Source organism: Pseudoalteromonas sp. JC3, assembly GCF_030291895.1.
In the GTDB taxonomy this organism is placed as follows: domain Bacteria; phylum Pseudomonadota; class Gammaproteobacteria; order Enterobacterales; family Alteromonadaceae; genus Pseudoalteromonas.
Genome location: NZ_CP127855.1, coordinates 3,827,925 through 3,842,129, shown reverse-complemented (window position 1 = coordinate 3,842,129; position 14,205 = coordinate 3,827,925). Strand labels below are relative to the sequence as shown.

Below are 14,205 nucleotides of genomic sequence, written 5' to 3'. Positions count from 1 at the left end.
CGATGGTGTCTTGAGTTTTCGCATTAGGTCCAATCTCGTTTTCTTTCGCTTTGACCGCAAATGAATTGCTGTAAGCGAATTGGCTTTTTATATTGGTTAAAAAGAAAACAACAAAAGAGAAAAATAATGAATAAGGTCGTTAAGTGCACACTGGTTAGTATGCTATGTGCTTCCGTAAGCTCAGCGGCTCTCGCATATGACAGGATCACGGGAAAAGCTTTTGCTAGCCGTTCAGAGGTTATTGCAACTCAGGGTATGGCTGCAACTTCTCAACCACTGGCAACCCAAGTCGCAATAGAGGTATTGAAGCAAGGCGGAAACGCCATAGATGCTGCTATTGCAGCTAATGCCATGCTTGGCCTAGTGGAGCCTACAGGTTGTGGTATCGGTGGCGACTTATTTGCTATTGTGTGGAACGCGAAGCAACAAAAGTTATTTGGTCTCAATGCTTCAGGGCGTTCACCAAAAAGCCTTTCGCTAGCAAAGTTACAGCAGCAAGGCGATACTATTCCAAGTTATGGGCCGCTTCCCGTTTCTGTGCCCGGTGCGGTCGATGGTTGGTTTGAACTGCACAACAAATTTGGCAAACTGCCAATGAAACAGTTACTTCAACCCAGTATCGACTACGCTAGAAGCGGCTTTCCAGTTTCTGAGTTGATTGCTTATTATATGCAGCGCTCGGTGTCGGCCCGTGAGCAATATTCCGGATTTAAAGAAGTGTTTATGCCAGAGGGTGAAATGCCTAAAAAGGGGGAGATATTTAAGAATCCGGCACTCGCTAATACCTATGAGTTACTTGCAGAGAAAGGCCGCGATGCCTTTTATAAGGGCGAAATTGCTAAAGAAATCGACCGTTACATGAAGGCCAATGGTGGATACTTAAGTTACCAAGATTTGGCTGAGCACCACAGTGAGTGGGTTGACCCCGTAAGTGCTGATTATCGCGGCTACACGTTATGGGAACTACCTCCCAATGGTCAGGGCATTGCCGCCCAGCAAATTCTCAATATTTTAGAAGGCTATGATATCAAGGCAATGGGATTCGACAGCCCAGAGTATATTCACACCTTTGTTGAAGCAAAAAAACTTGCCTTTGCAGATAGAGCAAAATACTACGCCGATCCAGACTTTAATGAGATACCAGTCGCAATGCTTATTTCGCAAGCATATGCTGACAAAAGACGTGCATTGATTGATCCAAATAAAGCAGCTAAACGCGATCATGCAGGGCCTGTAGAAGGGGATACCATTTATCTTACGACTGCCGATAAAGAAGGGAATATGGTGTCGCTGATCCAAAGTAATTTCCGTGGTATGGGCTCAGGTATGACTCCAGCTAAACTTGGCTTTGTCTTGCAAAATAGAGGCGAGCTATTTGCGTTAGATAAAAACCACTACAACGGTTATGCGCCGGGAAAAAGACCATTTCACACCATTATTCCTGCCTTTGTCACAAAAGATGGTAAACCATGGATGAGTTATGGCGTGATGGGAGGTGCGACTCAACCGCAAATGCATGCGCAGATCCTCATTAACATGATTGATTTTGGTATGAATCTACAAGAAGCGGGCGATGCGCCTCGAATTTTGCATAGTGGTTCATCGCAGCCAACCGGTGAAATCATGACGGATGGAGGGTATGTCAGTCTCGAGTCTGGTTTTTCCATGGAAACCCGTAGAGAGCTGATAAAAAAGGGTCACAAATTACAACAAGCAGTTGGTCCTTATGGCGGTTATCAAGCGATTATGCGAGATGGTAAAACTGGGGTTTACTATGGTGCATCTGAAACAAGGAAAGATGGCCAAGCAGCAGGTTACTAAAAGCCTGATTGGGTAGTGAAATCCACACGAATTGTAACAGTTAAAGCACTTCGCTTTTTGTTATCTTGATGTAATATTATTGTCGTTAAACGGAAATTTAAGGAACAATAACATGACAAAAATAATAACAAAGCGAAGTGCCTTGTCGACACTCGTTGCGGCGCTTTTAACTACGCAGAGTTGGGTAGTATTTGCTGACACCATTATCAATAATGTTTACTCAGAAAAGGGCTTAGCTGGTACGCTAAGCCAAGAAAAAATCGACGAGCAAAACTATACAGCCAAAATTGAGTTTGGCTGGAACAACCGTCGGATCTTAATTGATGAAACCTTAAAGTTGAATGAAAAAGGGCTACCCATCAATTTTAGTCTTAAAGGACGTTCTGCTTTTGGCTCCACAATTGACGAAACGTTTAGTTATAACAGAGGCATTGCGCAGTGGAAAAGTGTCAATGAATCAGGCATTAAAGCTGACGCGACACTCGATTTCTACGTACCGTCTAATAACCACCTTGCACTAGATAACGCGACGATGCGTTATGTTCTAAAAAATAATAAATACGAATTAGATGTTTACCCTCAAGGTAAAATGCTTATCGAAAAAATGAAGACGATGAAGTTGGGGGAACAAACCGTTCATCTATTAGTAACGAGTGGCCTTAGTCTTACTCCTAATTTTGCATGGTATGACGACGATGGTAACTATTTCGCGCAAAGTTGGGGGCCAATGTATGTCTTGCGCGACGGCTACACCAAAGCACAGTTCGAAGAACTTGAGGCTATCCAAAAACAAGCCGAACAGCAACATCTAGAAAACCTCGCTAACAAGCTGACACACGATGTCCCTGCATTACTTATTGAAAATGTTGCCGTCTTTGATGGTGAGCAGAAAAAACTGCTGAAAAACCATGATGTGTTGATTAAAAATGGCAAGATTGTAGAAGTAGCTAAACATATTAAAAAGCAAAATGGTGCAGTTAGCCTTGATGGAAAAGGGAAAACCTTGATCCCAGGGCTTTGGGATATGCACGGTCATTTATCAAAAGAGAACGGTATTTTAAATATTGCGAACGGTGTTACCAGCGTTAGAGACATGGGTAACGAGCACGACAATATTATGGAAATTGAAGCGCTATTTAATACCAATCAGGTGTTGGGCTCGCGTGTATATCGTGCTGGCTTTATGGATAAATTCAGTGAAAACTCAGCAGGCTTAAGTGTGAAGTCATTGGAAGAAGCGCTCGAGACGGTCGATTTCTTTGCCGATAATGGCTATGTTCAAGTGAAGCTCTATTCTTCTATCGATCCGAACTGGGTAAAGCCTATTGCTGAACGTGCACATAGCCGTGGATTGAGGCTTAGCGGTCACGTGCCCGCGTTTATGACCGCAGAGCAAGCCATTGAAAATGGCTATGACGAGATTCAGCACATTAATATGCTATTCCTTAATTTCCTTGCTGGTGAAGAAGTGGATACCAGAACACAAAAACGGTTTTCACTGATGGGAGAGCAAGCTTCTGGCTTATCACTTGATAGTCCAGAGATGAATGCATTCATCAAGCTACTAAGTGATAAGCGCATCGTTGTGGATCCTACCGTATCAACATTCAGAAGCTTATTGATGGCAGAAGATCAAAAGATCAATCCGGAATTTGCTGCTATTTCAGAGCATATGCCAATTGCATTCGCTCGCGGTTTAAAAGGGGCTGAGATGCATGTTGATGAACAGTTTAAACTGAGCTATCAAGAGTCAGGTGAAGCAATGCAAAAAATGCTGAAAAAGCTCTATGATGCTGGTGTTCCAATGGTACCTGGAACGGATAATATTGCAGGCTTTACCTTGATCCGTGAGCTAGCACTTTACGTTGATGCGGGCATTCCTGCGGCCGATGTGCTGAATATGGCAACGCTTGAGAGTGCTAAATTGATGGGCGTTGCACATCAAACCGGTTCAATTGCCAAAGGAAAAGTGGCAGATCTAGTGTTGATCGATGGCGATCCACTTAAGGATATAACAGCACTGCAAAAAGCGACATTGGTGATCAAAGGTGAGCAAGCGTTTAAGCCTGCTGAAATTTACCAAGCGATTGGAGTGAAGCCGTTCACTACCTCGCCTTCGCTAAAGTAATTTTTAACGCAGTTAGCGTCAAATTTGCTCCTTCAAATTGAGCAAATATCAAGACAAATTGGTATTAAGCACATCAAAAAAGTAATAGTTTGATGCTATAAAACCAGTGCAAAAAATATAACACTTGCACTGGTTTTATTTTCGTTACCTCGATATCAGACTAAATTGTATTTCCGAGTTTTATCAAAAGTGTTTCTAAAACAGAGGTTTGTTTAAAAAACAAACAAATTGTTCTGGCTTTCCTGTTACTACCTAATAAAAAATTCCTAAAAACGGTTTGGTGTAATCTTGTGTAATGGATAAATTTACTTTTTTGTTAATAAAGCGGTTTATTTATCAGTTTCTTGTGCTAGCCTTTTTCAGTACAGATCACGAGTCGTTGATGTGAAGCCATACAAATTGTGTGTGTTTTACCAGCTTCGGTATGGTCTTTTTTATAACTCTATTTGAGACTTTGATGTCGTCACCCTCGCGTACAAGGATGGTAAAAAAGTTGCCATATTCAAGCGTTAAAGTGACAGTGAGTGATTACAGCAATGTTGTATATATGCTGCAAGCAAATAGCAAAAGGTGCTGTTGATTAACTTGGCTCGCGGTTTTAGCGGTTAGTTAACCTTTATAGATATACCCTACAAACGTTTTCCTACTTAAGTGGGTACTGTGTTTGTTGCGGTTAAGTAATTGATTGGTTTTTTACAACGTTACTGATGGTTAACTGTCGCAAGCCAAATTGATACTGCTCGCGCTGTTGCCAAAGGAATCCCAACCAAGTTATGGGGATGGCATGAATACAAATATTGTTACTATACTCGCGAGTTTAGCGCGTACTCGATCTCAAGATATTGCCTATCAGTATTTTTACGATGAGGCATTACCAAGTAAAACTATTTCCTACCAAGAACTGCATGAGCGTGCAGCCTCTATTGCTGAGACATTGAGTGAATATTTTGAACCGGGTGACAGAGCATTATTACTGTACAACTCTGGATTTGAATTTATTGAAGCCTTTTTTGCTTGTTTATACGCAGGGATAATTGCGGTACCGGTTTATCCCCCTAAAAAGAATCAAAATGTTGATCGTCTGCGTGCCATCATCGAAGACGCAGGTGCCAAAGGTGCGCTTACCAGTGAAAAGATCAATGAAATCGCCAAGCCATTGCTTGATTCTGAGCCAAGTCTAGCGCAGTTAGCACTATTTACTACCGATAACATTGCACTTAAATCGACCACTCAACAGTGGCCTCGTGCACAAATCCGTGGTGAGCAACTGGCATTTTTGCAATATACCTCAGGCTCGACGGGCACACCTAAAGGCGTAATGGTAACTCACGACAATATTCTTGATAATCAGGTGCTAATGAAAGAAGCGTTTGGTCATGACAGCAACTCTTCGATTGTAAGTTGGTTGCCTCATTTCCATGATATGGGACTGATTTTTGGCATTATGCATCCAATCTATATCGGTGCGACAGCGGCGCTGATGAATCCGGCTTATTTCCTGCAAAAACCACTACGTTGGCTAAAACTGCTTTCACAAACCAAAGCATTAACGTCAAGTGCGCCAAACTTTGCCTATGATCTGTGTGTGGACACCGTCAAAGATGAAGACCTTAAAGACTTAGATTTGTCCCATTGGCGCTCAGCATTAAATGGCGCGGAACCAGTGCGTGCCAGCACGTTAGAGCGCTTTTATCAAAAGTTTAAAGTGTGTGGCTTACAAAGAGAGAGTATCGCACCTTGTTACGGCATGGCAGAAACCACTTTATTTGCAACTGGTGGACGTCTTCTAGAAAAGCCAAAGATATTACGTATTGATGCAGCCAAGCTACAGCAGGGCATAGCCGAACAAGTCGCAGATGAAGATACAGTAGATGCGTTTTATGCATTAGATGTGGCTGATGAACAGCAACCTTATTACGCCGTATCTTCTGGCGTGAGTTGGGGCGAGCATTGCATTGCGATTGTTAACCCTGAGTCTTTTGAAGCATGCAATGATGGTGAAACCGGAGAAATTTGGGTAACTGGTCCAAGTGTAGCAAAGGGGTATTGGAATAACCCAGCGGCAACTGAGGCTACATTTCATGCCAGAATTAAAGGTGCTGACGAGCGGGCTTATCTCCGTACTGGTGATTTAGGCTTTATCCAGCGTGGGGAATTGTTCGTTACAGGACGCGCCAAAGACGTGCTTATCTTCCGCGGTAAAAACTACTACCCGCAAGATATAGAGCTTACAGTTACACAAGCAAGCGATAGCTTAGAACAAAATGGCGGCGCAGCGTTTTCGGTCGCCGCTAATGGTAATGAAGAGCGTTTGGTGATAGTACAACAAGTAAAGCGTACTGCACTAAGAAAGTTAAATGCTGAGCAGGTATTACAGCAGATCACCGCTGCGATCGTTGAGCACCACGGCATTACGCCCTATGACATCGTATTGATAAAGCCCGGTCGCATTCATAAAACATCGAGCGGTAAAATTCAGCGCCAAGAGAATAAGCGCAGTTATTTAGCCGATAACTTTGAAGTAATTGCACGCGCCCGAGAGGCAGCTGTGCCGCAACAACTTGAAGCGCCATCATCCTCATCGTCACTACAACAAATTCAGCGATTATTACAAGATTTAGTCGCACAAGAAATAGATAAGCCCGCGCGTAGTTTGGATATCGACGCGCCATTCTTGGCATTAGGTGTGGATTCGATGAAAGCGGTGCGGATCTCAGGGGAGTTAATGGAAGTACACGAGCTAGACCTTGAGCCTACGGTACTTTACGAATATCCCTCCATTCGCGAATTAGCCCAGTATTTAAGTCAGTTTAGTACGCTAACTCAAGCTCTAGGGCAGACAGAGCTTAACGAGTCGAAAGGTGCCACTGAGCAAGCGAATAAGACGCAGCCTACTCGCCGAGCTGAAGATATTGCGGATACAGATATTGCCGTGATTGGCATGGCCTGTCGTTATCCTTTAGCAAATGGATTAGATGCATTTTGGCAGCTGTTAAGCCAGCAGGGCGATGGGATCACCACGCCAGATCCTAAGCGCCAGCAGCTTTGCCCGAATCTTGAAGCCGACCGACTCGGTGGCTATTTAGAGAATGTCGATGAGTTTGATGCTGCATTATTCGGCATCTCGCCACTCGAAGCTAAGCATATCGACCCACAACATAGATTACTGCTCCAAACGACTTATCACGCTATACAGCATGCCGGTTACCAACCCGCCACGCTCGCAGGTAGCAATATTGGCGTGTATGTTGGTATATCGCAAAATGATTACTTTTTATTGTCGCAACAACAGCAAAAAAGTACCGCGTATTTAGGCACGGGCACAGCACTGAGCATTGCAGCAAACCGTATTTCTTATAGCTTTAATTTTACCGGCCCGAGTGTGGCGATTGATACGGCGTGCTCGTCATCGCTGGTGGCACTTCATCATGCAATTCAAGCACTAAGAAATGGAGAAACGAACGCGGCGTTGGTGGCGGGCGTTAATCTTATTCTGAGCGATGATGTGACTAAGGCCTGTGAAAACGCACAAATGTTGGCAGCAGACGGCCATTGCAAAACCTTTTCACAGGCAGCGGATGGCTATGTGCGAAGTGAAGGAGTTGGGGTGGTGATGCTAAAGCCGCTACAACAAGCCATGGCAGACAACGACCCAATTGTTGGTGTACTCAAAGGCAGTGCAATTAATCAAGACGGCCGCAGCAATGGCATTACCGCGCCAAATAGTGCTGCGCAACAGGCTGTGATCAATGCCGCCCTTGATAATGCCAAGATGCAGGCGGGAGATATCCACTATGTGGAAACCCATGGCACGGGTACGGAGCTTGGCGATCCTATCGAGATCACAGCATTAAACCGCACGTATGGAGAACATCATAGTCGTCATGATCCGGTTATTCTCGGTGCGGTAAAAGCGAATATTGGTCACCTTGAATCCGGTGCGGGTATTGCTGGGCTTATCAAAACGCTACTGTGTTTACAGCATGGGCAAATTCCTGCGCAGCGTTACAGTGAGGTGTTAAACCCGCATATCCCATGGCAAAAGCTCCCATTTATGGTGCCGCAAAACATGCAGACATGGCCTGTACCACAAGGGGGAATAAGAGCCGCTGGGTTAAGCTCTTTTGGTTTTGGTGGTACTAATGCACATGTGATCTGCGCACAAGCGCCTGTACTTGAACCCAGCACACAAGCTGAAGTAACACCGCCTTCGCTTTACCTATTGCCTCTGGCTGCTAAATCGAAAGCTGCATTGCAACAACTTGCTGGTCACTATAGTGAACGATTGTCGAGTTTGACTCCTCAAGCATTTGATGACTTCTGCGCACAAAATGCCGAGCAAGTGGCGCTTAAAGGTGTGCATAAAACGTTTAGTGGTGTGAGTAGAGAAGCACTTATTTCGCAACTGAATATTCCGATTATTGTTGAACAGTCTTCGGCAAATGCTGCTCCAGAAGTTGCGTTTTTGTTCACTGGACAAGGTTCGCAATACTCCTTGATGGCTCACTCTTTATATCAACACTATGCCGTGTTTCGCAGTCACTTAGATGACATTGACAGTCTGGTTGGCGAGCGCTTTGGAGCACGCCTGTTGGATGTGTTATTCGATGAAAAGCATAGTGAACTGCTGGCACAAACCCGTTGGACGCAAGTGAGCTTGTTTGCCGTTGAATACAGTGTGGCAAACTTATTGATGCATTATGGGGTGAAGCCATCCCAGCTACTCAGTCATAGTGTTGGTGAGTATGCAGCGGCTTGTATTGCTGGCGTGTTCTCGCTTCGAGATGGTGTTGAGTTGATTGCAGCGCGCGGTCAACTAATGCATGAATTACCGATAAAAGGCAGCATGATCGCCGCAAGATGTGATGAAATAACCGCACGTAATTGCTTGAGTGAGATTCAGGAGCAAGTGGTGATCTCAGCCTTCCATGGTGAGGCTGGGGTAGTATTCTCCGGTGCTGATGAAGCAATCACAGCCCTCAGTGACGTGCTTGCAGCACAGCAAATTAAAGTAAAAGCGCTGCATACGGCAAACGCTTTCCACTCTCCATTGATGGCCCCCATGCTAGAGGCCTTTAGGGAAGTCGCTGAACAGGTTAGATTCCAACAGCCTCGGCTGCCTTTTGTTTCATCCATGACGGGGCAAGTGGAGTCTACACTTATCGCTACGGCCGAGTATTGGGTTGAACAAATTAAGGCACCGGTTCGCTTTGTTGACTGTGTAACTGCGCTTGAGTCACTAGAGCATGGCTTAGCGATTGAGCTTGGTCCTAAACCTATTTTGAGTGGCTTACTACAGGAAAATAGCAATAACAAAGCGCTCAGTTATGCCCATGTATTGCACTCCAAAGGCGAAGACAGCATGAGGTTCGCCGAGTGTTTAGGCACATACCTCGACTTAGGCGGGCCGCTCGAATGGCAACAGGTGTATGGCAATCGCCCGAGCGCTAGAGTAGGCTTGCCGCAATATCCGTTTGATTGCAGCTCATTCTGGATTTTTGGTACTGAACAATCACAGCCCGAAGCACTGACAGTGGTAGAAGCGAGTGACCGTGATGCACAAATTCGCAGCTTTGTGCTCAATACCCTGGCGGGACTCTTATCGATGCCCGCTGATGCTATCCAAACCAACCTCCCTTTGCTAGAAATGGGGGTTGATTCGTTGATGATCATGCAGGCTGTTAGAGTGTACGAGCGGGAATTCGGTTTAGAGTTTAGTGTTCGTCAATTTTATCAAGAGCTCAGCGATGTCGATAAGTTAGTGGCCTATATTCAAAGCCATAGTGACTATCTCAAAGCGCCGCAAGGTTCACAACAAGCTGGCAGTTTGCCATCACCTGCATCGGTGACGACTGATACGCCAAAAGGTAGTGTAGTAGAGGCTGACAACCACACGCTTGTCGCTATCTATCAGGCGCAATTGCAGGCGGCAAGCACAGTGACCAGCGCTGAAGCGAGAGCTGCGTTAGAAGCGGTGGTGGGACAGCAGTTACGCCATATTCAGGGTGCGAAAGTTGAAAACAGTGCAGTCACCTCGACAGCAACCTTGGTATCAAAGCCCCAGCCAAGCAGAGCCCAATCTGTATTACCAGGCGCACAGCAAAAACAAGTGCAGCGTGCCAATAGCAGCCCAGCCATGCGTCAACACCTTGCTGCATTGAGTGATGCTTACATTGCGAAAACGCACAGTTCAAAAGCGCTAGTGAGCAAATATCGCGCACGCCTTGCGGATTGCCGAGCATCGGCGGGTTTTAGACTATCGAGCAAAGAGCTACTTTATCCGGTGTTCTCTAAGCGCTGTGAGGGCGCATATATCTGGGATATCGATGATAATCGCTATATTGATATCACCATGGACTTTGGTACTAACTTATTTGGTCATAATCCTGACTTTATCAAAGCAGCACTGGTGCAACAGCTTGAAGCTGGGATGCAACTGGGGCTTGCAAGTCCTGATGCGCCTGAGGTTGCTGCACTTATCTGTGAGCTGACTGGGCTTGAGCGGGCATCGTTTTGTAACTCTGGTACAGAGGCGGTCATGACGGCGCTACGCTTGGCAAGAACGGTGACCAAGCGCGATAAAATTGTTCAGTTCTCAGGTGCGTACCATGGTCACTATGATGGTACTTTAGCAACTGAGTCGCCAGAGCAAGGCGTTGAGGCAATGTGCGCTGGAGTGCGTTATGGCGCAATCGCCGATAATCTTGTTTTACCTTATGGTGATGATGAAGCGCTAGAGGTTATTACCCGAGAGGCGCAACATATTGCCGCAGTGATTGTTGAGCCGGTACAAAGCCGTCATCCTGAAAATCAACCTTGGGCGTTTTTACGTAAACTACGTATGCTTACCGAAGCGCATGGTATTGCCCTTATTTTTGATGAAATGATCACTGGCTTTAGAGCACATCCCGGTGGTGTACAAGGCTTGATAGGGGTTAAGGCTGATATGGCAACCTATGGCAAAATCGTCGGTGGTGGTATGCCTATCGGTGTAGTCGCGGGGGCCGCTACCTATCTCGATGCCATTGACGGAGGAAATTGGCAATACGGAGATGACTCCTACCCTTTGACCGATACCACCTTCTTTGCCGGGACTTTCTGCAAACATCCAATGACCATGGCGAGCGCCAAAGCGGTGTTGCAAGCTATTAAGTCGCAAGGTCCAACGTTACAACAAGGGATCAACGACAAAACCGCGGCATTTAAAGCACATCTCAATGCGTTTTTTGAAACCCATGACGTACCCATTCGAATAGAAGCGTTTGCCTCATTATTCCGTTTTCGCTTTTCGCAAAATCTTGATGTGTTCTTTTATGAAATGCTAGAGCGCGGTGTGTTTATCTGGGAAGGGCGAAACTGCTTTTTCAGTGCCGCCCATACAGATGAAGACATTGCAGCGGTGATAAACGCAGTTGAAGCCAGTGTACTTAGCTTAAAACGTGCGGGCTACTTTGGTGAAGTGAGCCCAAGTGATGACGATGCTGCATTTCCACTTAGCCATAGCCAGCAGCAGCTATTAGCGATGGCGTTGACCTCAAGCGATGGAGCGAGTGCATATCAACTACAAGCGATATTAAAGCTCTCCGGCAAGCTCGATTTACCGCGGCTGCAACAAGCCGTTACCGCGGTCTGCCGCGACTTCCCAATCTTGCGTTTTGGTGTCGATAGTGACCGCTTAATGCAATATTGCCGAGTGGAAAAAGCCGAGTTGCATGTTGAGCCATGGAGTGAGGACGACCAAGTAACATTGCAAACGCGGTTATCCGCGCTGCGTTATCAACCATTTGACTTTGCAAAAGACCCACTTTGTAGAGTGACGCTGTTGAGTGATGGCAAAGCGCAGCACTATCTAAGTGTTGTAGCCCATCATGTGATCTGCGATGGGCTTTCACTACAAATGGTGCTGGCAGCAATCGCTGAGCGCTACAATCAAGATGCAAAACAAAATGAGGTGGCAAGCCGAGCTGTCTCCTTTAGTCACTATGTTGATAGCTTGCAGGCATATTCGCATTCACCAGAAGCTGCAAAAAACCAAGCTTTTTGGCATCAGTGCTTAGCTAATTCAACACCACTTGCGCTACCAAAATCAACAGCGCTGAGCGTGGCTTCATACCAAGTTAATCAGCTCACATTACCCATTTCATCGAGTGCAATCCGAAACACTGAGACCCTAGCTCAATTTTTGCGTTGTGGGCAATTTGCAACCATGCTTGCACTTTATTGCTTGTGGCTACACAAGTTAAGCGGCCAGACTGTAATAAGTGTAGGAGTGCCGGTATCAGATAGGCAACGACTAGCATCGCAGTTTGAGCCTGAGTTACTCGACCAAGCCTTACTGGGTTATTGCACCAATATCTTGCCCATTGTGGTGGATATAGTAGGCCTTAGCACTATCGGTGAGCTGGTACAGCGGGTGCAAAACACCTTACTTGATGCCTTTGATCACCAAACTCATCCGTATGCAAGCCTTGCCGATGAACAGCTAATTCTACCTAGTACTTTGTTTAATCTAGATAAAGTTACTACTTTGCCGAGCTTTAATGGACTAGAGGTTGAAGTACAGCCAAGTGTCGCTAAATTTGGCCAATTTGAACTGACGACAAATATGACCTGTGTTGCGGGGCAGTGGTCACTGTTAGTGGAATATCACACTGCGAAATTTGATACTGAACTAATGGCCCAGTATGTGGCTAAGTTTGTCCATTTGCTGTCGCAGGTTCAAGGCAACACACCGATAGGGGCTCAAAATGAGTTGATACAAAGTAGTGATGATGTGTATCGATTGGTTGAGTTACCGCTACAGCAAGAGAAATCGGTTAAGGTCGCGACGAGTTTCGTTGAAACTTGGCAGCACAATGTGTCGCGTTGCAGCGCACGTACGGCACTGGTAACGGATGATGTGAGTCTCAGTTATGAGGCGCTAGATGCGCGTGTTAACCAGCTCGCTCACTACTTGATGAAGCAGCAGGTAACGCCCAATAGTATCGTGGCGGTGGCATTACCACGCCGGGCGGAGCTGTTGGTAGCACTCATGGCGGTGATGAAAGCTGGAGCGGCATTTTTACCGCTTGATTTAACGTTCCCCGATGAGCGCATCGCGCATATCTTAGAGGATGCCAAAGTGAGTGTTGTGCTGTGTGATGCCAGCAGTGCAGAGTCTGCGTTATTCAATCTCGGTCGTTTCAAACGAGTCTGTATGGATAGCGATGCAGAAGAAATTGCCAAAAGTTCGACTCGCAGCCCAAGCTTGCTAATTCAAGCTCAGCAGCGTGCTTACGTGATTTATACCTCTGGTTCCACGGGGTTACCCAAGGGCGTTGAAGTTAGTCACGGGGCATTTGCTAATTTGCTTGCATCTATGTGTCGTGAACCAGGGCTGGTGGTAGATGACCGCTTATTGGCCATCACCACGGTGGCATTTGATATTGCCTTGCTAGAGTTGTTTGGGCCATTACTCGTTGGTGCGTCGGTGGTGCTGGCAAGTGATGAAAGTATTAGCGATCCTGCTGTGCTTGGCGCGCTTATTGAACAGCAGCAGATCACGGTGATGCAGGCAACGCCAACGCTATGGCAACTCGTGTTAAATGCGGCGCCAGCATGCACTTCTGGCATAAAAGTATGGTGTGGCGGTGAGTCTTTACCTCAGGCACTGGCCGCGCAGTTACTTAGTCACAGCAAAGCGGTTTATAACTTATACGGGCCAACCGAAACCACGATTTGGTCGGCGGTGGCACATATCGACAATGCCGCAGAGATAACCATTGGTAAAGCGATACAAAATACTAGCTTATTTGTGCTCCCAACCGAGTGCCATGGTGAAGGGCTGCCTTTACCCGACGGCGTATGGGGCGAGTTATACATTGGTGGCAGTGGTGTTGCTATGGGTTATTTACATCAAGCGGAGCTGACCGAGCAGCGTTTTATCAATCATCAATTTACAGCTTCCATTAGCCGCCGCTTATACAAGACGGGAGACAAAGCGAGGCGTTTAGCTGATGGCCGCTTTGAAGTAAAAGGACGCTTAGATAATCAAATTAAACTCCATGGTCATCGTATAGAGCTTGGCGATATTAGCCATCACCTTGGGCGGATACTCAATACTAGTGAAGTCGATGTTTGCGTACAAACGCTAGAAACTGGCCCATGTCTGTGTGGTTATATGATTGATGATGGTGAGCTATCAACCGAGTGGTCTTCGCCTCGGCTGCGCCAAGCGCTCGGTGAATGGTTACCAAGTTACATGGTGCCTGAGCATT

General features: G+C 46.1%; 3 protein-coding genes (1 of these 3 cut by a window edge). All 3 read left to right on the top strand.

Features of this window, described 5'->3' with window-relative positions:
* Positions 1 to 126: 126 nt before the first annotated feature.
* A complete protein-coding gene (gene ggt / locus QSH61_RS16645) occupies positions 127 to 1,821 on the top strand; it encodes a gamma-glutamyltransferase (protein ID WP_206473021.1) in 1,695 nt (564 codons plus the stop codon).
* 112 nt (positions 1,822 to 1,933) lie between these two features.
* Positions 1,934 to 3,949, top strand: coding sequence for an amidohydrolase family protein (locus QSH61_RS16640; RefSeq protein ID WP_206473029.1), 2,016 nt, complete (start codon positions 1,934 to 1,936; stop codon positions 3,947 to 3,949).
* A 784-nt stretch (positions 3,950 to 4,733) separates the two neighbouring features.
* A protein-coding gene (locus QSH61_RS16635) for a non-ribosomal peptide synthetase/type I polyketide synthase (protein ID WP_206473031.1) crosses the window boundary here: on the top strand, positions 4,734 to 14,205 show its 5' portion. The gene runs 455 nt beyond the window's last position; the window shows 9,472 of its 9,927 coding nt (coding positions 1–9,472); the start codon lies at positions 4,734 to 4,736; its stop codon lies beyond the right edge, outside the window.